The organism is Shigella sp. SIG3 (genome assembly GCF_053555855.1).
In genome coordinates, this window is record NZ_JBQZXE010000040.1 from 1 (window position 1) to 20,657 (window position 20,657).

Annotated in this window: 18 protein-coding genes and 3 pseudogenes; 5 read left to right on the forward strand and 16 right to left on the reverse strand. The window is 51.6% G+C overall.

Annotated features, from left to right (window positions below):
- Positions 1–157: 157 nt before the first annotated feature.
- Both yciT and ACUU1I_RS09565 read right to left on the reverse strand, forming a co-directional pair.
- Positions 158–907, reverse strand: coding sequence for a DNA-binding transcriptional regulator YciT (gene yciT, locus ACUU1I_RS09560; protein WP_001088621.1), 750 nt, complete (start codon positions 905–907; stop codon positions 158–160).
- Between the two features lie 89 nt (positions 908–996).
- Entirely contained in the window at positions 997–1,170 is a 174-nt protein-coding gene (locus ACUU1I_RS09565; protein WP_001288369.1) for a YciZ family protein, read from the reverse strand.
- Positions 1,171–1,207: 37 nt separating this feature from the next.
- Between ACUU1I_RS09565 and ymiD the strand changes: the two genes are divergently transcribed.
- The gene (ymiD, locus tag ACUU1I_RS09570; RefSeq protein WP_211180493.1) at positions 1,208–1,336 is read left to right on the forward strand and encodes a protein YmiD; all 129 of its coding nucleotides are present in this window, start codon (positions 1,208–1,210) and stop codon (positions 1,334–1,336) included.
- Here the strand turns inward: ymiD and pdeR are convergent.
- Positions 1,318–3,292, reverse strand: a pseudogene (gene pdeR, locus ACUU1I_RS09575) (cyclic di-GMP phosphodiesterase). The gene ymiD and the pseudogene pdeR sit on opposite strands and share 19 nt — an antisense overlap.
- Before the next feature lie 53 nt (positions 3,293–3,345).
- On the opposite strand from pdeR, the pseudogene ACUU1I_RS09580 reads away from it, so the two are divergent.
- Positions 3,346–3,448 (forward strand): annotated as a pseudogene (locus tag ACUU1I_RS09580) (hypothetical protein).
- Between the two features lie 77 nt (positions 3,449–3,525).
- Here ACUU1I_RS09580 and ACUU1I_RS09585 read toward each other — a convergent pair.
- The 13 genes from ACUU1I_RS09585 to puuA all read right to left on the reverse strand — a co-directional run bounded on the left by ACUU1I_RS09585 (position 3,526) and on the right by puuA (position 17,458).
- On the reverse strand, positions 3,526–5,460 hold the full coding sequence (locus tag ACUU1I_RS09585) for an exoribonuclease II (RefSeq protein WP_000485029.1): 1,935 nt from the start codon (positions 5,458–5,460) through the stop codon (positions 3,526–3,528).
- 67 nt (positions 5,461–5,527) lie between these two features.
- Positions 5,528–6,655: a carboxymuconolactone decarboxylase family protein gene (locus ACUU1I_RS09590; RefSeq protein ID WP_005068427.1), complete on the reverse strand. Its 1,128-nt coding sequence runs from the start codon at positions 6,653–6,655 to the stop codon at positions 5,528–5,530.
- Positions 6,656–6,800: 145 nt separating this feature from the next.
- On the reverse strand, positions 6,801–7,589 hold the full coding sequence (fabI, locus tag ACUU1I_RS09595; RefSeq protein ID WP_000506490.1) for an enoyl-ACP reductase FabI: 789 nt from the start codon (positions 7,587–7,589) through the stop codon (positions 6,801–6,803).
- Between the two features lie 367 nt (positions 7,590–7,956).
- Complete coding sequence (locus ACUU1I_RS09600; RefSeq protein WP_000968844.1) at positions 7,957–8,310, reverse strand: DUF559 domain-containing protein; 354 nt, start codon at positions 8,308–8,310, stop codon at positions 7,957–7,959.
- 67 nt (positions 8,311–8,377) lie between these two features.
- Complete coding sequence (gene sapF / locus ACUU1I_RS09605) at positions 8,378–9,184, reverse strand: peptide ABC transporter ATP-binding protein SapF (RefSeq protein WP_000573407.1); 807 nt, start codon at positions 9,182–9,184, stop codon at positions 8,378–8,380.
- A 1-nt stretch (position 9,185) separates the two neighbouring features.
- Entirely contained in the window at positions 9,186–10,178 is a 993-nt protein-coding gene (gene sapD, locus ACUU1I_RS09610) for a peptide ABC transporter ATP-binding protein SapD (RefSeq protein ID WP_001128858.1), read from the reverse strand.
- Positions 10,178–11,068 (reverse strand): peptide ABC transporter permease SapC, encoded by an 891-nt coding sequence (gene sapC, locus ACUU1I_RS09615; RefSeq protein WP_001146163.1) that lies wholly within the window; start codon positions 11,066–11,068, stop codon positions 10,178–10,180. Before sapC ends, sapD begins: the two co-directional genes overlap by 1 nt.
- Positions 11,055–12,020, reverse strand: coding sequence for a putrescine export ABC transporter permease SapB (gene sapB / locus ACUU1I_RS09620; protein WP_000583263.1), 966 nt, complete (start codon positions 12,018–12,020; stop codon positions 11,055–11,057). Before sapB ends, sapC begins: the two co-directional genes overlap by 14 nt.
- Positions 12,017–13,660, reverse strand: a complete 1,644-nt coding sequence (gene sapA / locus ACUU1I_RS09625) for an ABC transporter substrate-binding protein SapA (protein WP_001250210.1) — start codon at positions 13,658–13,660, stop codon at positions 12,017–12,019. Before sapA ends, sapB begins: the two co-directional genes overlap by 4 nt.
- Before the next feature lie 312 nt (positions 13,661–13,972).
- Positions 13,973–14,218 carry a YmjA family protein gene (locus tag ACUU1I_RS09630; protein ID WP_001015110.1) on the reverse strand — a complete coding sequence of 82 codons (246 nt, stop codon included), beginning with the start codon at positions 14,216–14,218 and terminating at the stop codon, positions 13,973–13,975.
- 133 nt (positions 14,219–14,351) lie between these two features.
- Positions 14,352–15,737, reverse strand: coding sequence for a putrescine/proton symporter PuuP (gene puuP / locus ACUU1I_RS09635; protein WP_000996858.1), 1,386 nt, complete (start codon positions 15,735–15,737; stop codon positions 14,352–14,354).
- The gene (locus ACUU1I_RS09640) at positions 15,727–15,891 is read right to left on the reverse strand and encodes a YmjE family protein (RefSeq protein ID WP_120795382.1); all 165 of its coding nucleotides are present in this window, start codon (positions 15,889–15,891) and stop codon (positions 15,727–15,729) included. The genes puuP and ACUU1I_RS09640 overlap by 11 nt, the downstream gene beginning before the upstream one ends.
- A gap of 148 nt (positions 15,892–16,039) precedes the next feature.
- Positions 16,040–17,458 (reverse strand): glutamate-putrescine ligase, encoded by a 1,419-nt coding sequence (gene puuA, locus ACUU1I_RS09645; RefSeq protein WP_005049726.1) that lies wholly within the window; start codon positions 17,456–17,458, stop codon positions 16,040–16,042.
- 211 nt (positions 17,459–17,669) lie between these two features.
- On the opposite strand from puuA, the gene puuD reads away from it, so the two are divergent.
- The 3 genes and pseudogenes from puuD (at position 17,670) to puuC (ending at position 20,656) form a co-directional block, all read left to right on the forward strand.
- Complete coding sequence (gene puuD / locus ACUU1I_RS09650) at positions 17,670–18,434, forward strand: gamma-glutamyl-gamma-aminobutyrate hydrolase (RefSeq protein ID WP_005049729.1); 765 nt, start codon at positions 17,670–17,672, stop codon at positions 18,432–18,434.
- A 26-nt stretch (positions 18,435–18,460) separates the two neighbouring features.
- Complete coding sequence (gene puuR / locus ACUU1I_RS09655; protein WP_001278729.1) at positions 18,461–19,018, forward strand: HTH-type transcriptional regulator PuuR; 558 nt, start codon at positions 18,461–18,463, stop codon at positions 19,016–19,018.
- 149 nt (positions 19,019–19,167) lie between these two features.
- Positions 19,168–20,656: pseudogene (puuC, locus tag ACUU1I_RS09660) on the forward strand (aldehyde dehydrogenase PuuC).
- The last annotated feature ends 1 nt before the right edge of the window (position 20,657 follow it).

Here is a 20,657-nt window from a genome sequence, read left to right on the forward strand (position 1 = left end):
ATCACGCACGTGATAATTACTTCCTGTTATATCGCTGATAATAATTTTATATCTTGAGAGTGTTAATAACAGGTAAATAGTCTTAATTATCAACCAGGAATCATCTTAGAGCGGATGATTTGCCAAACTGCAAATCATCCGTAGAGAAGGGAAATGGTTAAATGTCAACGACGTGAACGGTGAGTTTACTGTGCTCAAGATGCATCAGATCGCTGGCGCGTATTTTCGAATCGGTAATCACGCGATTGAATCGCTCAACGGGACCGATGGAGTATGAATGTACAGCACCAAATTTCGAGCTGTCAGTCAGGACTATCGCTTCGCACTCTTTTTCCAGCACGGCATTGACCACATCGGTGCGCATCATATCGCGACCGGTGAATCCAGTTTCAGGTTGCCAGCCATCAATACCAATAAATGCTTTGCTGAAATGTACCTGCTGGATGCACTGGCGTGTCAAAGGGCCAACCATACTTTCGCTTTTTTTCTGGTACACGCCACCGAGCAAAATGACTTCACAAGGCGCGTCTTTCAGCAAATGCGCGATGTAGCTGCTGACCGTGATGATAGTGACATTTTTCTTCTGCTCCCCCAGAGTCCGGGCGAGCAGGGCATTGCTGCTGCCATTTTCGATAAAGATGGTTTCGCCCGGTTGAACCAGTGACGCGGCAAACTCGGCGAGTTCACGCTTCAGCGTATAGTTGCTCATCATACGGGTTTCGACGTCATCACTATCAAGCGAAACTGCAAAGCCATGTGCACGGCGGAGGTAACTCAGTTTTTCGAGGGTGTTGAGATCCTGGCGAATGGTAACTTCAGAAACTCCAGTGGCTTTTGCCAGATCGGTTACGCTAACCTGACCCTGGTCAATGACCATCTGTAGAATAGTTTGTTGTCGGGAATTCATCGCTGTAATTCTTATAACGTTATAATACTAAATAAAAAAATACTGACGCGCCGGGCATCCTCAAATAGGAAAACCTGAAGGCACGATTGTTAAATCTCCCACGGTGTCTTCGGGATGTCTGGCGTAGATTCAGCAACCTGGCGCAAGAGTTCTGCTTTAAGTATCTCGAGATTATGGATCGCAGAGTGGTAATCGCCTGCCACAAGGATATCTAACACAATATCAATACGTTCGGCAACGCGCTGGGCATCAAATTCAGACATCAAGGACATCCTTATAGCAAAAGGGGGAAAATGAATAATGCAAAAATTGCCGCTAAAAGAGAAGTGTTTAACAGCAACGGCTAATTATCATCCAGGAATACGATATATAATGACGGGATATAGCGCTAAGTATATATATTCATCTACTTATGCGCGCTTCAGATAGCGTTTATACCAGCGTTCGAAGGCGACGGCGGGCATCGGTTTGGCAAACAAAAATCCTTGCCGCTCATTGATCCCGTTCTTGGTTAAAAAAGCATCTTCCTTTGCACTCTCTACACCTTCGGCGATCACCTGAAGATTCAATGCCTGGGCCACAGCGACGATCGCCCGGACCAGTGACTGCGAGACAGGTTGTTTGTGAATATCTCGAACAAAAACCTGGTCAAGTTTGATGGCATCGATCGGAAAGCGCGCCAGTTGCGAAAGTGAAGAGTAGCCGGTACCAAAATCATCCAGATGCACTTGCGCACCTAGTTGGCTAAATTGTTGAATAACAGACAGTGCCAGTTCATCATTCTCAATCAGACAACTCTCTGTCAGTTCAACATCTATAGGGCAGTATTCAAAATTGAGTTCCTGGAGAACCTGTTTCAGGGCGGTGAAAATGGTTTGATCGGCGAGCTGACGTGCAGAAATATTTACCGCCACTCGCAGGTTTATGCCTTTATCCCGCCACTTTGCCACCTGGCGTACGACATCGAGAATCACCCAACGGCCTAAAGGCACAATTAGCCCTGACTCTTCGGCGTAGGAAATGAAGTCCAACGGTGGAATCAACCCACGTTCAGGTGACTGCCAACGTACTAGTGCTTCCAGACTGCGCACTTCGCCACGCTAGGTGATTTTCGATAACCAACTGATCGTTTTCCAGTGCTTTACGCAAGTTGGTATCCAGCCAGAGATATTCAAATACCCGCTGATTCATTTCTGGAGTAAAAACGCAAAATTGTCCTCGTCCGCCTTCCTTCGCTGTGTACATTGCTGTGTCGGCGTGACGAATAATAGTCGCGCTGTCCGAACCATGTTCGGGAGAGAGCGAAATACCTACTGAACAGCTGGTATAAACTTCAATTAAACCAATACGAAAGGGGAGGCGTAAGCGGGTCAAAATTCGTGATGCCATTGCTTCCAGCGCGCTTTGTGAGGTATTGGATGCCAGTACCAGAAACTCATCGCCACCTGGACGCGCCAACACCTGGTCATGTTCGAGACAGCTTAAAATAGCCAATGACACGTCGCGTAATAACTGGTCACCAAACAAATGCCCATAGGCGTCGTTGACCTTTTTAAAATTATCCAAATCAAGATACACAACCCCAACTTTATTGTTATCTGCCTGATTAATAGCGTGATCGATTAACTCCTGCATTGCGTTACGATTCGGCAGTCCGGTGATACTGTCGGTATTTGCCAGAATACGCAGTCGCTCCTGAGTGCGGCGCTCTTCGGTAATGTCGGTACCGGAACAGATTAAAAAAATCTCGTTTTTGCCACTGCCGCTGTGGACAAATTTATTGCGAAACAGAAACAGCCGCTGGCCTTTACGTGTTGGTATCCACAGTTCGACTTCATATGCATTGCCGCTTCGAAAAAATACACGGTTATTGCGCCTGGATGCCGCAGCTTCACGACGGCTCATAAACAGTTTAAACACGCTTTGCCCAATGACGTCGTGTTCTTTCAACCCTGTGTAATCTTCACATAACCGATTGAAGCGTTGGATATTCCCCCGGCTGTCGAGAATCACTATTGCGGAATGTGCTTCAGAAACTACCTGCTCAGCAAAGGAAAGCCCGTGTGATAAATCACGAGCAACCGCCGGTGTGTCATGCCATGCAGACGCGTTGCCAGCCCATTCCCGTTTATTGATTTTTCGTCCTACCAGATGCACAGAAAGATCGCTTTCATCGACGGTCAGACTCATCATCAGGCTGGAGGTGATGACCGTCATTTCCCTGATGCGAGCAGCCTGTTCGGCAGATAACTGCAATGTACGATCAGGTTCTGTGGTTTTGGTGGTAGAAAAGCGCAAAGCATCGCTGCTTTCCGTCAACCGCCAGTATGGATTGTGCGATCCGAGAAAGTTGTACAACGTTGTGGACTCCCTAACGGTTTTCATGATGCATATCCTCCGGTTAACAGCGGAGTCCGCGGTTAAATAAAAGGAACAACATGACTTACATGAAATTAACGGCGGATAAACGCATTGTTTTTTATATATTTATTTGTAATCCAGTTTTGGAAAAACGCCAGTTTTCAAACGAAAGTCAGTTAAAAAATCTGCCTGGATATAACGAAGGTAGAGCGGGGAAATAAACGGCCCATCCATGAGGAATGGGCCGTGAAAGGAGATTACGCGACCGGGCGCGCAATAATGCTGCGGGTTTCCATGCGGACTTCGGCAATGGTGACGTCAATAACGTCAGTTACTTTGTAAACCGTTTCACCTTTAATTTGTACAGTGCCGTTTTCCTGGCTGCAAACCAGTTCATCGCGCACAGCGTGTAAGAAAGGTGCCGGAATAAAGGCGATAGCGCCGTTATCAACCAAACGCACACGCATGCCGCCACGGCTGATATCGACAATTTCCGCCGCGAAACGGGTGCCGGTCCCGGCTTTATCTTTCAGGAAGCGTGCGTATAACCAGTCGCCAACATCACGTTCTGCCATCCGGTTGAGACGGCGACGTTCGGCCATTTGGACAGTGATTTCATCCTGCGGACGCGTCGCAGTTTCGCCTTTGATAACCGCTTTCAGCAGACGGTGGTTGATCATGTCGCCATATTTACGGATCGGCGAAGTCCAGGTGGCGTATGCTTCCAGACCGAGGCCAAAGTGAGGACCGGGTTCAGTGCTAATTTCAGCAAATGACTGGAAGCGACGAATGCGGCTGTCGAGGAAACCAGTTGGTTGCGCATCCAGTTCACGACGCAGTTTGCAGAAACCGTCCAGCGTGAGTACTTCTTCGGCATCGACATGCAGACCGTGCGTTTTCAGCAACGCTGCCAGCGCGTCGGCATTCGCCGGATCAAAGCCCATATGCACGTTATAGATGCCAAAACCGAGCTTATCGCGCAGTACGCGGGCCGCACAAATGTTAGCGGCAATCATCGCTTCTTCGACGATACGGTTGGCAATGCGACGAGGCTCGGCGACGATATCCAGCACTTCACCTTTTTCACCGAGAATAAAGCGGTAATCCGGGCGATCTTTAAACACCAGTGCGTGGTTATGACGCCACTCGCCGCGGCGTTGGCAAATTTGCGCTAGCAAACGGACTTGTTCGGCAATTGCTTCACTTTCAGGCTTCCAGTCACCGGTATTTTCCAGCCAGTCAGAAACCTGGTCATACACCAGCTTCGCTTTGGATTCGATGGTGGCGGCAAAGAATTCGATATTATCTTCAATGGTGCCATCAGCGGAGAGCGTCATGCGGCATGCCAGTACCGGGCGGACTTCATTGGCGCGCAGTGAGCAGAGATCGTCAGAAAGCTCGCGAGGCAGCATAGGGATGTTGAAGCCAGGCAGATAGTTGGTGAATGCGCGAATTTTCGCGGCTTTGTCCAGCTTGCTGCCTTCAGCAATCCACGCGGTTGGATCGGCAATCGCCACAATCAGCTGAAGTTTGTCATCCGGCAGCGCCTTAGCGAAAAGGGCGTCATCCATATCTTCAGTGCTGGCACTGTCGATGGTGACAAAATCCAGCGAGGTCAGATCTTCACGAACCAGACCTTCATCGAGCATTTCGGTAGCGACGCCGTCTGGTGCTTCTTTTTCCAGATTATGGCGCGCAAGGGTAACCCACCACGGTACAAAGTGGTCGTCGCCAAAAGTGATGTATTGTGTCAGTTCAGCATAGAAAGAACGATCGCCTTTCAGCGGATGACGGCGCATTTCGGCAACCGCCCAGTCGCCTTCTTTAAACTCGTGGTTCAGGCCACGGGCTGCGCGGCAAGGAATGGCGTCTTTTAAAAGTGGATGATCAGGAACGATGGTCAGACGGTCATTTTTGCCCTGAACTTTACCCACGAAACGAGTCAGGAACGGTTCAACCAGTTCTTCTGGCTCTGCGGATTCACGTTCTTTTTCACTGTGGATCACCGCGATAATTCGGTCGCCATGCATGACTTTTTTCATCTGCGGCGGCGGAATGAAATAACTTTTTTGTGCGTCGACTTCCAGGAAGCCAAAGCCTTTTTCTGTGGCTTTTACCACCCCTTCAGCGCGTGGCGTCTGGGAATGCAGTTGCTGTTTAAGCTGCGCTAGCAGCGGGTTGTCCTGAAACATAATTGTCTATTTTGGTGGCCATTAGAGCGGCTGACAGTTTTACGCGAATCTGTCTGACGCGGCAAGGTTAATATGTCTCACCCAACGCGATTTTTAAGCGATTTATCCAGCCACACAGCCCGCTCCATACCAGCAGATTAATAATCTGCGTTGATGATTTTTCGTGTTCGAGTAAAGGGCTGAACTGGGCGGCGCTAAAGCGATCGGGTGCTCGGGTCAGCCATTGTATCGCCTGAACGGTAGCGCGCTCAACAGAATGACGGTCAGCCCATCGGTTAATTTCATTTTCGCCCTTGCGCAGAAGGGTGCTGATTTTTTTATATTCATTTGATGAATCCATACAGGTGGAAAAACAAGCAGGACTGCCATTTATACGCGCGCATAACAACGCCGCAAGCTGATTATCCGGCTGTGTATTGACCCGTGTGCTGTTTAACAACTTTTCGAGAAGGGAAAGTGAAATAGGGTGGAGAGAGTGTGTTTCGGCCAGTTGGCAAAGTTCTGCAGTTGAACTTTTTGTGTGCTCTTCAGGTAGTTTTTCCACCTCATAGCTGCTTCGCCAGCGTATTGATTCATCAGCAAACAGTGACGCGTCGGCGTAGTTTTGTATCGCCAGCCCGGGTAACCAGCGTACCGGATGCCCGAGATAAGCCTGAAATGTCGCAATTGTCCGCGCCTGAAAGCCAATAAAACCAATGATTTGGTTAATGATCACACAGTCCCAGACAGTAAGACCGACGTCATTCAGATGCTGGCGCGATCGGTTGTCGATAATAGCAGGCGAGCTAGCCAGTTGGCGGGCATATTGCGTGATTTGTGCCAACCGATGATTATTTTCCCTGGAGGAATCAGGTCCGGGGAGCGGCGTAAGTCGCGCCGAATAGTAGTTACATAACCGCTGGACGCCGCAAACCTGAGCAACCGTCAGGGCCGTCGACAAGCGTTCATAAGCGGTGAAGGTTTGTGAACGGGTCACGGTAAGCTGGTCAGGGAACAACTCCACTGCAAGAACGCGCGCAGGGACCAGCCATGAAAGGAAGGGGGCCAGCGTCTCTTCATCAAGGATCACGTCGAGCAGAAAGGGATCGCTGACCTTTGCGGCTTCCGGGACCAGAGGCAGAACGTCATACTCCGTAGTACTGGATTGCGTTTCATGATACCAGTGGCTTTTGCCGGTGATGTGGCGTTGTTCCATGGGCGCTCCTTGGTCGTAAAGGAAATCGTTATCCTGACGCAAGGCGGGAAGGGGAGAAAGACGGATCGGCGATAACAAATATCAGAAAGGTATAACAGAGATAACGCGGGCGGCAGAACGCCGCCCATCTTTACCAACAGAACGATTATTTCAGTTCGAGTTCGTTCATTGCAGCGATGCTGAAACCGCCGTCAACGTGGACTACTTCACCGGAGATACCGGCAGAGAGATCGGAGCACAGGAATGCCGCAGAGTTACCCACATCTTCAATAGTAACGGTACGGCGAATCGGGGTAACGGCTTCGCAATGAGCCAGCATTTTGCGGAAGTCTTTGATACCGGAGGCCGCCAGAGTACGGATCGGACCAGCAGAGATGGCGTTAACACGCACACCTTCCGGACCCATCGCGTTCGCCATATAGCGCACGTTCGCTTCCAGAGACGCTTTTGCCAGACCCATAACGTTGTAGTTCGGGATAGCGCGCTCAGCGCCAAGGTAGGAAAGGGTCAGCAGGGCAGAACCCGGATTCAGCATGGAGCGGCAAGCTTTTGCCATTGCAACGAAGCTGTAGGAGCTGATGTCGTGGGCAATTTTGAAGCCTTCACGGGTAACGGCGTTAACATAGTCACCATCCAGCTGATCGCCAGGTGCAAAACCAATAGAGTGTACGAAACCGTCAAATTTCGGCCAAACTTTCCCCAGTTCAGCGAACATGGTGTCGATGCTGGCATCTTCTGCAACATCGCACTGCAGAACGATGTCAGAACCCAATTGAGCGGCAAATTCTTCTACGCGGCCTTTCAGTTTGTCGTTCTGGTAGGTGAATGCCAGTTCAGCTCCTTCGCGGTGCATCGCCTGAGCGATACCGTAGGCGATGGACAGTTTGCTGGCAACACCGGTTACCAGAATGCGCTTACCGGAAAGAAAACCCATAGCTTTAATCCTTATTGTTGATGCTTGTTGTGCCTGAAAATCAGGCGATTCGTCGTTTTAGTAAACAGTACGAACAGATAAACGGTTATTATAATCAACCTGGCTGTGAGTAGCTATAGTTGCCAGGTCCGACCGGAGCAGGCTGCGGCAGGGGGGGCGCTTTTCCCCTTACCCTAACCCTCTCCCCAGAGGGGCGAGGGGACCATATTGTGCAAATATTGTTACCCCAGCAACAAACAGGCTCATACAGCCCCTAACCCTTTTATGGCGATGGCTGGGATGGTTCAGACCTTGCCGAATATTCTCCAGCACTGTCTCCATGTTTTCACCACAACAGCTATTCGGCTCGGTCGGCCCCCTCGCCCTTTCAGGGTGAGGGTGACCGGCGGTTCAGTTCCTGCAGAATAATCTCCAGCACCGCCTCCTCATTACAATCAATCTCGTTATTCCAGAAACGCAGCACGGTCCAGCCCTGCGACTCAAGCCAGCTAGTGCGCCTGGTATCATAGGCAACTGCCAAATCATGCTGCCCACCATCCAGCTCAACGACTACGCGCGCCGAGCAGCAAGCAAAATCGAGAATGTAGCTCCCCACCGGATGTTGACGGCGAAATTTGAAATCACCAAAACGTCGGCTGCGAAGATATCGCCAGAGCTTTCGTTCCTGCAAAGTGAGATTGCGTCTTAAATCACGCGCATTTGATTTTATTTTATCCATCACCTCATTCTGACAAGATTTAATCTCTTGTCAGAATGAGGTGAATAATCTGGAAGGAGGATTCAGAAAATTAGCGATCTTTACGCCACGCATCCGCTGTCAATGCTTCGCCAAAGTGCCCGGCAATCAGCCGTTTGGTGAGTTCATGCAGCGGCGATGCCAGCACATCCGCGGTGCTGCCTCGCTCGACAACCTCGCCCTGATGCATCACCAGCACCTGGTCGCTAATGTGCTTCATCATTCCGATATGCTGGGTAACATAAATATACGAAATGCCCTGTTTTTCCTGTAACTCCAGCATCAGATTAATCAACTGCGAACGCATCGACATATCCAGTGAAGCGAGGGCTTCATCGGCAATAATGACTTTTGGGCGCAATATCAGCGCGCGCGCCAGACCCAGACGCTGTTTTTGTCCGGGTGCCAACATATGCGGATAGTAACTGACGTGATCCGGTAGCAGCCCAACCATACGCATCGTTTCAATAATCTGTTTGCGACGCTGTTCCGGTTCCAGGTCGGTGTTCAGGCGCAGTGGAAAATCCAGAATTTGTGAGATACGTTGACGGGGATTCAACGAGGTCGAAGGATCCTGAAAAATCATGCGAATACGCTGACTACGGAAGGAATAATCGCCAAAATGCAGCGGATGATCGTCAATCAATAACTCGCCGCTGGTAGGTTCTATCATTCCCGCCAGCATTTTTGCCAGTGTGGATTTACCCGAACCATTCTCGCCAATAATCGCCAGTGTCTGGCCTTCACGTAGCGTAAAGCTCAAGGGTTTTACCGCTTCTACGGTCTGACGACGAAACCAACCGGTCCGGTAGCGGAACGTTTTACTTAAATTACGCACTTCAAGCAGCGTTTCGATCATCTCACTCTTTCTCCATGTTCAGCGGGAAATGACAGGCATAGAGATGATTTTTCGCCCCCGTCAAACGTGGCGTCACAATGCATTCTCGTTGTGCATACGGGCAACGTGGCCCCAGACGACAACCAATCGGTAACTGTTCCAGCAATGGGATAGCGCCGGGTAGAGTATTGAGGCGACTTTTATGCGGCATCGCGCTGCCGAAGTCTGGTATCGCGCGGATCAGCGCCTGGGTATAAGGATGATGTGGCATCGTCACCAACTCCTTACTCGGCGCGGTTTCCACTGTTTGACCGCAGTAAAGCACGTTAATTTTATCCGCCCATTGGCTAAGCATTTGTAAGTCATGGCTGATAAGCAAAATAGTGGTATTGCTGTTTTGGTTGAGACGCGTCAGCAGGCGAAAGATTTGCGCCTGGGTTGTTGGCTCCATTGAGTTTGTCGGTTCGTCAGCAATCAGCAGACGCGGTTGATTCGCCAGTGCAATGGCTATCATCACTTTCTGACATTCACCTTCGGTCAACTCATAGGGAAAACTGCGCATCGCATCTTTGTGATCTTTAATCCCCACGCGGTGCAGCAGTTCAATGGCACGGCGTTTGCGCCAGCCAAAACGCTGCCACCAACGGCCTTTATAGGTCCAGGCTGGGATGTTTTGCATCAACTGGCGACCCACACGTTCTGAAGGGTCAAGACACGACTGCGGTTCCTGGAAAATCATCGACACGTTATGGCCAACCAGTTTGCGCCGTTCGCGTGCGGAGAGACGCAGCAAATCGATATCATCAAAACGCATACGGTCAGCAGTAACACGCCAGTTATCTTTATTCACCCCACAAATCGCTTTCGCAATCAAACTCTTGCCGGAACCGGATTCACCAACAAGACCGCGGATTTCACCTTCGGTTAAGGTCATACTTACCCGGTCGACGGCTTTAACCCACTCATCACCGGTTTTAAATTCAATGGTCAGGTTACGAATATCGAGTAATGGCATTATTCCACCCCCGCAATAATCGCACGACGAACGCCATCGCCAAGGAGGTTAACCAACAACACGCTAATCATAATTGCCGCACCTGGCAGCATGACAGTCCACGGGGCGACATAAATCAGTTCCAGCGCATCACCGAGCATCGCTCCCCATTCAGGCGAGGGGAGTTGTGCGCCGAGATCGAGAAAGCCCAGCGCGGCGATATCGAGAATTGCCATCGACAGTGCGCGGGTGATCTCGGTGACCAGCCCGGCGGTGATGTTTGGCATCACAGCAAACCAGAGAATATTCAGCGTTGATGCGCCATCCAGACGGGCGGCGATAACGTACTCTTTTTCCAGTTCGTCATGCACCATGCTGTAAATCGAACGTACCATACGCGGCAGCAATGCCAGCCAGACAGCAAACATAGCGTGGGACAAACTCGGTCCGGCAAACGCTACAACGATAATTGCCAACAGCAGCGAAGGGATCGCCAGTAAGGTATCCAGAATATGGTTAAGCACCGCTGAGCGGAGGCCGTGTGTCGCCCCGGCGAAGGTGCCCAGTACCAGGCCACAGATCGTCGCGGCAAGCGTCACCACAAATGCGCCACCCACGGTTGGCGCAGCTCCGCTCAGTAAACGGCTTAAAACATCACGTCCGAGGTCGTCAGTCCCCAGGAAGAAAGAAACTTCGCCATAGCGCGACCATGATGGCGGCAATAATTGATAACCGAGAAATTGCTGGTCGATGCCGTAAGGCGCAAACCAGCCGCCAAAAATACACAGTACAGCCAGTCCCGCGCAGCCGTACAGGCCGACCATCGCAGAGGCGTCACTATAAAATTTGCGCCAGGCGGTACGCAGCGTGCCCGGCGGGCGCTTTTCGCTGTATACGCTATCGTAAGGCATACCATTCCTTATGTTTCAGAGGGTTAGCCATGGCACCCAAAATATCAGAAATCACGTTAACAATAATGACCAGTGAGCCACACACCATCACTCCGGCGGAAATGGCTGCGTAATCCTGCTGGCGGATGGCGTTAATTAACCAGCGCCCTAAACCCGGCCAGCTAAAAACCATTTCGGTGATCATCGCCAGCGTCAGCATGGTGGAAAACTGTAAGCCCAGGCGAGGAATAACCGGCGGTAACGCGTTATGCAGAACGTGGCGACGCAAAATAGTAAAGCGCGACAAACCGCGGGTCGCCGCCGCTTTTACATAGTTCTGGTCATACACTTCAATAGTGCTGATACGCATCAGGCGGATCACTTCAGTTGTTGGCGCAACCGACAGGGTGATCACGGGCAATATCATATGGCGGATTGCGCTCATGATCATTTCATCCCGCCATGGTGAGTCCGAAAGCCAGGCATCAATCAACGCAAAACCGGTAATCGGTTTCACTTCGTAGAGCAGATCGAAACGCCCTGAAACGGGCAACCAACCTAGCGTGAGTGAACAAAACAGTGTCAACAGAAGCGCCAGCCAGAACACCGGGATTGAAAAGCCCAGTAAGGCGATGGCGTTGATCAAGTTATCCTGCCACTTATGGCGCGTAATCCCGGCAATCATCCCCACGGGGATGCCAACAATCAGCGCAAAACCGAAGGCGAGGATGCACAGTTCTATCGTCGCCGGGAAGACCTCTTTTAACTGTTCGGCAATTGGTTGACCGTTAATGCTGGAAACACCAAAATCCCAGTGGATCAGGCCATTAAACCAGAACACCCAGGCATTCCACAGTGACGCGCCTTGTAACGGCGCGTGTGGAGTGAAATAGCTCAAGCTGAAGCCAACGAAGGTCAGCAGGAACAAGGTGACAATCAATAACAAAATGCGGCGTAAGGTGAAGATAATCATGGTTTTTTCACCTCATCCTGTTTCTCGCGATACACCCCAGCAAAGGAGGCGTTACCAAACGGGCTAAGTACCAGACCTTTGATATCGTACCGATAGGCCTGCAAACGCAATGACGACGCCAGCGGCAGAATAGGTAATTCCTGCGCCAGAATACTCTGCGCTTCGTCATAGGCTTCAATACGCGCTGCCAGCTGCTGCGAGGAGAGCGCCTTACGCAACACGCTGTCGAATTTCGGATCGCACCAGTGGGCGAGGTTGGTCTGTGAATGAATTGCCGCGCAGCTCAGTAACGGACGGAAGAAACTGTCCGGGTCGTTACTGTCCGTCGCCCAACCGGATAACGTCAGATCATGGCTCATATCCATCAACCGCGCCTCCTGAAAGCGACCTTCTACCGGCACAATCACCACTTTTACGTCAACCTGCGCCATATCCGCCTGAATCAGTTCGGCAGTTTTCAGTGGACTGGGGTTCCACGCCTGCGAACGTGTGGGCACCCACAGTTTCAGCGTTAAGTTTTCCAGCCCCAACGCCTTCAACTGTTCGCGCGATTTCGCCGGATTGTATTCAGTAATTTTAGCCTCGTTGTCATAGGCCCACGAGGCGCGCGGTAAAATAGAGGCCGCCGTTTCAGCCGTACCATAATAGATGGATTGCATCAGGCGCTGGTTATTAATCGCCAGTGCCAGTGCATGGCGGACAGCGGGATTATTTAGCGGCGGTTTGGCGGTGTTAAATGCCAGATAGGCGACGTTCATCCCAGGACGCAGCGTTAAACGCAAGCGCGGGTCGTCACGCAAAATGGATAGCTGGCTGGCAGCAGGCCAGGCCAGAACGTCGCATTCCCCGGTCAGGAGTTTCGACAGACGTCCGGTGCCGCCGGAGCCTAAATCCACCACTACCTGCGGCATTAACGGTTTACCGCGCCAGAAGTCATCATGACGTTGTAGGCGAATAAATTGCCCGGCGCGGTATTCCGACAACTGATACGGACCGGTGCCGACCGGTTGACGGTCGAGTTGCTCCTGGCGATCTTCTTTCTCTAACTTCCGGGCATATTCTGCCGACATGACCGAAGCATAATGGGTTGCGAGGTGCCACAAAAAAGAAGCATCCGGCTGGGCGAGTCGGAACTCAACGGTATGATTATCCAGTTTGCGGACGCTTTTCACGTTATCGGCAAATTGCAGGCTGTCGAAGTAGGGGAAGTTGCTGCCGTTGACGTTATGCCACGGGTTGTTGCGGTCAAAAATTCGCTGGAAGGTAAACACCACATCGTCGGCATTCATTTTACGAGTGGGAGTAAACCAGTCGGTTTTTTGAAACGGAACATCGCGACGCAGGTGGAAGCGATAGGTCGCGCCGTTGTCGAGTACTTCCCAGCTTTCGGCAAGTTCCGGCATCAGGCGATAGGTATAGGGATCGACATCCAGCAGTCGATCATAAAACTGGGCGGCAAGGGTATCGACAATTAACCCACTGCTCGCTTTGGATGGGTTAAAGGTGTTGACTTGCCCGCTGACGCAATAGACAAAACCGCTGTCGCGGATATCAGCATGCGGGGGGGATTCAGGCGCGGCGATTGCCTGACCACTCACAAGTCCAGCAATCACCAAAAGAGACGATAATACCTGGCGCATAATATTAAGGGATTTTATGTAAAGAGGCTATCTTACTAATATTTAATGACATTTGCCATTACCGTTTGTGTTCAGGGGTCGTAATGAGGGCCGTGTGGTTGGTCGTTGAACAGGTGGCGTCGCCATCTGTTCAACATTCGTACCCGTGATTTCTCTATAACTATAACTCACAGAACAACTTAGCGAGGAGCAGAGCGGTACGATCGTGAGAAACCCATTAAAGCACGCTGCAGTGCGTGTCATTGTTAGCCGGATGCGGCGTGAACGCTTTATCCGGACAACGATACTGACCGATCGTCTGCAATTAAATAATTACTCATTACCCCATTGATTCAAAAACTCTGCGATCTCATCAATGCGTACGGGATTAATCCCCGCTTCAGCAGCCATTTCATGTTGGGCTTCTTCGCTGATCTCTTCATTGTTCATCAAACGGGTGAGCAGTAACTGGAAGTAGTGGGCCAGCGGTGTGCGTTCAGCCTCTGCGACAGGCTCTGCGCATTCGGTCGCGTACTCATCGGCAATATCAAAATATTTTAGCGGGATATCGTGGTTCATTATTTGCCCCTGGGGTTAATGCGCTAAGCATAAGGGCGGATGATAGCACTCGTGATCCGGGTCATACATCTTTTTATAGTTAATGGCGCGGCGCGTTACCCTCAGGCAGGATAATGCGCCGCGCATCCGGCTATTACGTTTCGCTCACCGGCGTTCTGTCACCTTCGTACAGCGGCACTTTGCGATAGCGGCGGATCAGGTACCACAAATATGCGCCGCCTAACGAAGCCCATACCAGACCGAGTGTCAGTGACGTTGACTCTAGGTTAACCCACAGCACACCCACCGTCAGCGCGCCAACCAGCGGCATCAGCAAATAGTGGAAGTGATCCTTCCAGCTTTTATTCATTCCTTTACGCCGCCAGAAATGATTAAACACCGACAGATTCACGAAGGTAAACGCCACCAGAGCACCGAAGTTAATCAGTGCTGTCGCGGTGACTAAATCAAAGAACAGCGCCGACAGCGCGACAATCCCGACCATAATGACGTTGAGTGCCGGAGTCCGCCATTTTGGGTGCACATAGCCAAACACGCGCTCTGGAAACACATTGTCACGCCCCATCACATACAGCAGACGCGACACGCTGGCATGTGAAGCCAGGCCAGACGCTAATGTGTTCACAAACGTGGTGCAGAGGAAAATCGACTGAAAGAGCTTGCCGCCGACGTACAGCGCAATTTCAGGCAGTGCGGCGTCCGGGTCTTTAAAGCGGCTGATATCGGGAAAGAACAGCTGCATAAAGAACGACGCCGCGATAAAGATAACGCCGCCGTATACCGCCGTCAGGAAGATGGCTTTCGGGATCACGCGTGCGGCGTCCGGCGTCTCTTCCGAAAGCGTGGTCACCGCATCGAAACCGAGGAACGAGAAACAGACAATCGTCGCACCGGTAATAATCGGGATCAGGTGCGCGTTCTCGCTGATAAACGGCTGAAGTGACCAGACGGTGCCAACGCCTTCTCCTTTATGCAGTCCCTGAACCACCAGGAAGATAAACACCACCATGATGGAGATTTGCACCAGTACAAACAGGGTATTGAAGTTAGCGACCAGGTTGACGCTCTTCAGATTCGCGGCGGTTAAAATGGCGACGAAGGTTACCACCCACACCCACGGCGGCACTTCCGGGAAGAGGGCGGAGAGATAGATTTTCGCCAACAAAACGTTGATCATTGGCAAAAAGAGATAATCCAGCAGTGATGACCAGCCGACCATAAATCCGACGTGCGGGTTAATCGACTTTTGCGCGTAGGTATAGGCCGAACCGGCCTCCGGAAACTGGCGAACCAGTTTGCCGTAGCTGATAGCGGTAAACAGCACGCCCGCCAGCGCCAGCAAATAGGACGCCGGAACGTGACCGTCGCTAATGCCGGAGACAATACCAAAAGTATCAAATACGGTCATCGGCGTGAGATAGGCCAGACCCATCATTACCACCTGCCACAATTTCAGTGATTTTCGCAGACGGGTTTTGCCGGGTTGCGCAGCAATATTCAGTGGTGAATTAATAGCCATAATTGCTGCCTCCCCTGCGTAATAAGGTTTGCGGTCGTGTCGACCTGAAATCAAACCTGTTTAGCAAGGGAAGCAAAGGGGGCGGAGTCCAGTCAGTAGCAGGAGGGGCGCATACGCAGCCTCCCTCGCCATGCGGGGATTTAATCATCGGCATCATCTCATTTCCTTGTCACAGTCTTAATCGTTAACGGAAGCCCGTTGCCGCCTGCGCTCCATAACGCGACATCCGGGAAATGTCTGGATTACCAGCAAATGTCAGGCCTGGCTCCGCTCAGGCCGATGAAACAACCCCGCAAGGGGAATTACGCGTTTTTCAACATCCACTCAATTTCTGTTTCTGTGATGAGGCGCTCAAACTGCAACAGCTCATCATTTTTACAGGCGTGATACACATGGCAAAACCGTTCGCCTAAATAGCGGCGCAGGTGATCATTCTCGATAAACTCACCCAGGGCATCGCTCTGGCGAATCGGGAAGGGTAAGCCTTCCTGTTCCAGCCCGTTGCCTTCGACTTCTTCCTGCAACGGCAGCTCGTTATCAAGGCCATGCAAAATACCGGCAAAAATCGCTGCCATCACCAGATATGGGTTGGCATCGGCACCCGCCACGTGATATTCCACGCGGTGATTATGACGGTCACCGCACGGAATACGCAGGGCGACGGTGCGGTTGTTATGGCCCCACGACGCCTGCGTCGGCACATACATTCCCGGCTGGAAGCGGCGATACGAGTTCACGTTTGGTGCCAGCAACGCCATCGACGACGGCATCAGGTCAATCATCCCGGCGAGCATCTTTTTCAGCAGCGGCGAATCTTCGCCTTCTGTGTCAGAAAGCACATTCTCGCCACGATTATTTTGCATACTGATATGGATATGCATCCCGCTGCCCGCGTGCTCTTCATACGGCTTCGCCATAAAAGTGGCGTGCATCTTATGCTTTTCTGCCATCAGACGCACCAGGCGTTTTAGTGCCAGCGCATCATCGCAGGCTTCCAGCACGTTATCAGTATGGTAAAGGTTGATTTCAAACTGACCCGGCGAGGCCTCAGCGACCGCGCCATCTGCCGGAATCAGCTGCAACTGCGCCAGTTCATCAATATCATTGAGCACGTCGGCGAAGTGGTTGAGGTTATCAACGGAGTAAACCTGGCTTTGTGTATTGCGGTCATCGGTGCCAGGCGCGCAGGGCGGTTGCAGATCCCCTTCAGCGTCGCGCTGGCGATCCAGTAAATAGAACTCCAGCTCTACCGCTACAACCGGGAACAATCCGCGCTGGCGCAGCTGCTGCCACAGGCGGTTAAGAACGTTCCGCGGCTCAACGTCAAAGGGAGCGCCATCTTCATCGACCATGGTCAGGAGCATCTGACCGATAAACTCTGGATCGGCGGCAGAAGGAGTTAAGGAACCGAGAACAGGAACACAGGTACGATCCGGCTCGCCCATTTCCTGACCCAGACCTGCTTCTTCTACTACGTTGCCCAGAATATCCATTGCAAATACCGAGGCCGGGAAATAACACCCTTTCTCGAGCTTCTTCAGGCTTGAAACAGGGATACGTTTTCCACGGAAGCAACCATTCAAATCAGTAAGTAAAACATCAACATATTGCGTATTCGGGTAGCGCTCCAGGTAGCGTTTCACTTCCTGCGTAAAGGCGCTACCCCGCCTCTCTTCTGACTGCTGAACAAAGTTCTCTACTTCAACGATATTGGTTTCCATGATTCTTCGCCTTTGGTTTGTTTTCCGCTCGTTATCAAAGCGTAAAATATAATGACCATCATTCGAATCTGTATGCAAACCAAATGTTTGTCAAATGTTAAATTTGGTTTGCAAAAATGAAAATCCACTGCTAGATTGAAAAAATATTGAACATAAAGGTCATTTAAAGCGCAGTAATGGCGATAATTTAGTCCACTTTGTGAGATTGAGCATGGAAAATATAATGAACAATCCGGTTATCGGTGTCGTAATGTGCAGGAACAGGCTTAAGGGTCATGCGACCCAGACTCTGCAAGAAAAGTACCTGAATGCCATCATCCACGCAGGCGGCTTGCCAATTGCGCTACCACATGCGCTGGCGGAACCGTCGTTACTTGAACAACTTTTGCCGAAACTCGATGGCATTTATCTTCCTAGTAGTCCCAGCAATGTGCAGCCGCACCTATATGGTGAAAACGGCGATGAGCCTGACGCCGATCCCGGGCGTGATCTTCTGAGCATGGCGATAATTAATGCCGCACTCGAAAGGCGCATCCCCATTTTCGCCATCTGCCGGGGTTTACAAGAACTGGTGGTGGCAACCGGTGGTTCGTTGCATCGCAAGCTGTGCGAACAGCCTGAATTGCTGGAGCATCGGGAAGATCCCGAACTGCCGGTGGAACAGCAATATGCACCGTCGCATGAAGTTCAGGTTGAAGAGGGGGGATTACTGTCTGCGTTGTTACCTGAATGTAGCAACTTTTGGGTAAACTCTCTACATGGACAAGGGGCGAAGGTCGTTAGCCCACGGTTGCGTGTTGAAGCTCGCTCGCCGGATGGCTTAGTTGAGGCGGTTAGCGTCATCAATCATCCTTTTGCGCTGGGCGTACAGTGGCACCCGGAATGGAACAGTAGCGAGTACGCGCTTTCGCGTATATTGTTCGAGGGCTTTATCACCGCTTGGCAGCACCATATCGCTGAAAAACAGCGACTCTGACCACTACAGTTTAAGGAAATGCAAATATGAGTGATGAGGGACTGGCGCCAGGAAAACGCTTGTCGGAAATCCGCCAGCAGCAGGGGCTTTCACAACGTCGTGCCGCCGAACTCTCCGGGCTGACTCACAGTGCTATCAGTACGATAGAACAAGATAAAGTCAGCCCTGCCATCAGTACGCTGCAAAAGCTGCTGAAGGTGTATGGTCTGTCACTCTCGGAATTCTTTTCCGAGCCGGAAAAACCTGATGAGCCGCAGGTCGTCATTAATCAGGACGACTTAATTGAGATGGGCAGTCAGGGGGTGTCAATGAAGCTGGTTCATAACGTTAACCCGAATCGCACGCTGGCGATGATCTTTGAAACGTACCAGCCGGGCACAACCACTGGGGAAAGAATTAAGCATCAGGGTGAGGAAATAGGCACAGTACTGGAAGGTGAAATTGTTCTGACGATTAATGGTCAGGATTACCACCTCGTCGCGGGGCAAAGTTATGCCATTAATACCGGCATCCCGCACAGTTTCAGTAATACGTCGGCAGGTATTTGCCGAATTATCAGCGCCCATACGCCCACCACGTTTTAATCTTTTTGTTCTGTAAGCCGGGTAAGCGCAATGCGCCCGGCAATCCATAAAGAATGTCGCCAGAAATAAACGGGCATGCAGCCCGGGGATCTCTGCGCCCTGACGTTCACAAACTGCATATATCTGATAGACGTGAAACAGGAGTCATAATGAATTTTCATCATCTGGCTTACTGGCAGGATAAAGCGTTAAGCCTCGCCATTGAAAACCGCTTATTTATTAACGGTGAATATACTGCTGCGGCGGAAAATGAAACCTTTGAAACCGTTGATCCGGTCACCCAGGCACCGCTGGCGAAAATTGCCCGCGGCAAGAGCGTCGATATCGACCGTGCGGTGAGCGCAGCTCGCGGCGTATTTGAACGCGGCGACTGGTCACTCTCTTCTCCGGCTAAACGTAAAGCGGTACTGAATAAACTCGCCGATTTAATGGAAGCCCACGCCGAAGAGCTGGCACTGCTGGAAACTCTCGACACCGGCAAACCGGATTCGTCACAGTCTGCGTGATGATATTCCCGGCGCGGCGCGCGCCATTCGCTGGTACGCCGAAGCGATCGACAAAGTGTATGGCGAAGTGGCGACCACCAGTAGCCATGAGCTGGCGATGATCGTGCGTGAACCGGTCGGCGTGATTGCCGCCATCGTGCCGTGGAACTTCCCGCTGTTGCTGACTTGCTGGAAACTCGGCCCGGCGCTGGCGGCGGGAAACAGCGTGATTCTAAAACCGTCTGAAAAATCACCGCTCAGTGCGATTCGTCTCGCGGGGCTGGCGAAAGAAGCAGGCTTGCCGGATGGTGTGTTGAACGTGGTGACGGGTTTTGGTCATGAAGCGGGGCAGGCGCTTTCGCGTCATAACGATATCGATGCCATCGCCTTTACCGGCTCCACGCGTACGGGTAAACAACTGCTGAAAGACGCGGGTGATAGCAACATGAAACGTGTCTGGCTGGAAGCGGGCGGCAAAAGCGCCAACATCGTTTTCGCCGATTGTCCGGATCTGCAAAAAGCGGCAAGCGCCACCGCCGCAGGCATCTTCTACAACCAGGGCCAGGTGTGCATCGCCGGAACGCGTTTGTTACTGGAAGAGAGCATCGCCGATGAATTCTTAGCCCTGTTAAAACAGCAGGCGCAAAACTGGCAGCCGGGCCATCCACTTGATCCCGCAACCACCATGGGCACCTTAATCGACAGCGCTCACGCTGACTCGGTACACACCTTTATTCGTGAAGGCGAAGGCAAGGGGCAACTGCTGCTGGATGGTCGCAACGCCGGGCTGGCAGCGGCCATCGGCCCGACCATCTTCGTGGATGTGGACCCGAATGCGTCCTTAAGCCGCGAAGAGATTTTCGGTCCGGTGCTGGTGGTCACCCGTTTCACATCAGAAGATCAGGCGCTGCAGCTTGCCAACGACAGCCAGTACGGCCTTGGCGCGGCGGTATGGACGCGCGACCTCTCCCGCGCGCACCGCATGAGCCGACGCCTGAAAGCCGGTTCCGTCTTCGTCAATAACTACAACGACGGCGATATGACCGTGCCGTTTGGCGGCTATAAGCAGAGCGGCAACGGTCGCGACAAATCCCTGCATGCCCTTGAAAAATTCACTGAACTGAAAACCATCTGGATAAGCCTGGAGGCCTGAA

What these genes read in the sequence shown, in the direction of transcription:
- ACUU1I_RS09565 (WP_001288369.1), bottom strand. Translation starts at nt 1,170, where the DNA reads ATGTCTGAATTTGATGCCCAGCGCGTTGCCGAACGTATTGATATTGTG.
- ACUU1I_RS09630 (WP_001015110.1), bottom strand. Translation starts at nt 14,218, where the DNA reads ATGAACCACGATATCCCGCTAAAATATTTTGATATTGCCGATGAGTAC.
- ACUU1I_RS09585 (WP_000485029.1), bottom strand. Translation starts at nt 5,460, where the DNA reads ATGTTTCAGGACAACCCGCTGCTAGCGCAGCTTAAACAGCAACTGCAT.
- ACUU1I_RS09640 (WP_120795382.1), bottom strand. Translation starts at nt 15,891, where the DNA reads ATGCCGATGATTAAATCCCCGCATGGCGAGGGAGGCTGCGTATGCGCC.
- puuD (WP_005049729.1), top strand. Translation starts at nt 17,670, where the DNA reads ATGGAAAATATAATGAACAATCCGGTTATCGGTGTCGTAATGTGCAGG.
- puuR (WP_001278729.1), top strand. Translation starts at nt 18,461, where the DNA reads ATGAGTGATGAGGGACTGGCGCCAGGAAAACGCTTGTCGGAAATCCGC.
- sapC (WP_001146163.1), bottom strand. Translation starts at nt 11,068, where the DNA reads ATGCCTTACGATAGCGTATACAGCGAAAAGCGCCCGCCGGGCACGCTG.
- ymiD (WP_211180493.1), top strand. Translation starts at nt 1,208, where the DNA reads ATGCAAAAATTGCCGCTAAAAGAGAAGTGTTTAACAGCAACGGCTAAT.
- yciT (WP_001088621.1), bottom strand. Translation starts at nt 907, where the DNA reads ATGAATTCCCGACAACAAACTATTCTACAGATGGTCATTGACCAGGGT.
- puuA (WP_005049726.1), bottom strand. Translation starts at nt 17,458, where the DNA reads ATGGAAACCAATATCGTTGAAGTAGAGAACTTTGTTCAGCAGTCAGAA.
- sapA (WP_001250210.1), bottom strand. Translation starts at nt 13,660, where the DNA reads ATGCGCCAGGTATTATCGTCTCTTTTGGTGATTGCTGGACTTGTGAGT.
- ACUU1I_RS09590 (WP_005068427.1), bottom strand. Translation starts at nt 6,655, where the DNA reads ATGGAACAACGCCACATCACCGGCAAAAGCCACTGGTATCATGAAACG.
- fabI (WP_000506490.1), bottom strand. Translation starts at nt 7,589, where the DNA reads ATGGGTTTTCTTTCCGGTAAGCGCATTCTGGTAACCGGTGTTGCCAGC.
- sapD (WP_001128858.1), bottom strand. Translation starts at nt 10,178, where the DNA reads ATGCCATTACTCGATATTCGTAACCTGACCATTGAATTTAAAACCGGT.
- sapF (WP_000573407.1), bottom strand. Translation starts at nt 9,184, where the DNA reads ATGATCGAAACGCTGCTTGAAGTGCGTAATTTAAGTAAAACGTTCCGC.
- sapB (WP_000583263.1), bottom strand. Translation starts at nt 12,020, where the DNA reads ATGATTATCTTCACCTTACGCCGCATTTTGTTATTGATTGTCACCTTG.
- puuP (WP_000996858.1), bottom strand. Translation starts at nt 15,737, where the DNA reads ATGGCTATTAATTCACCACTGAATATTGCTGCGCAACCCGGCAAAACC.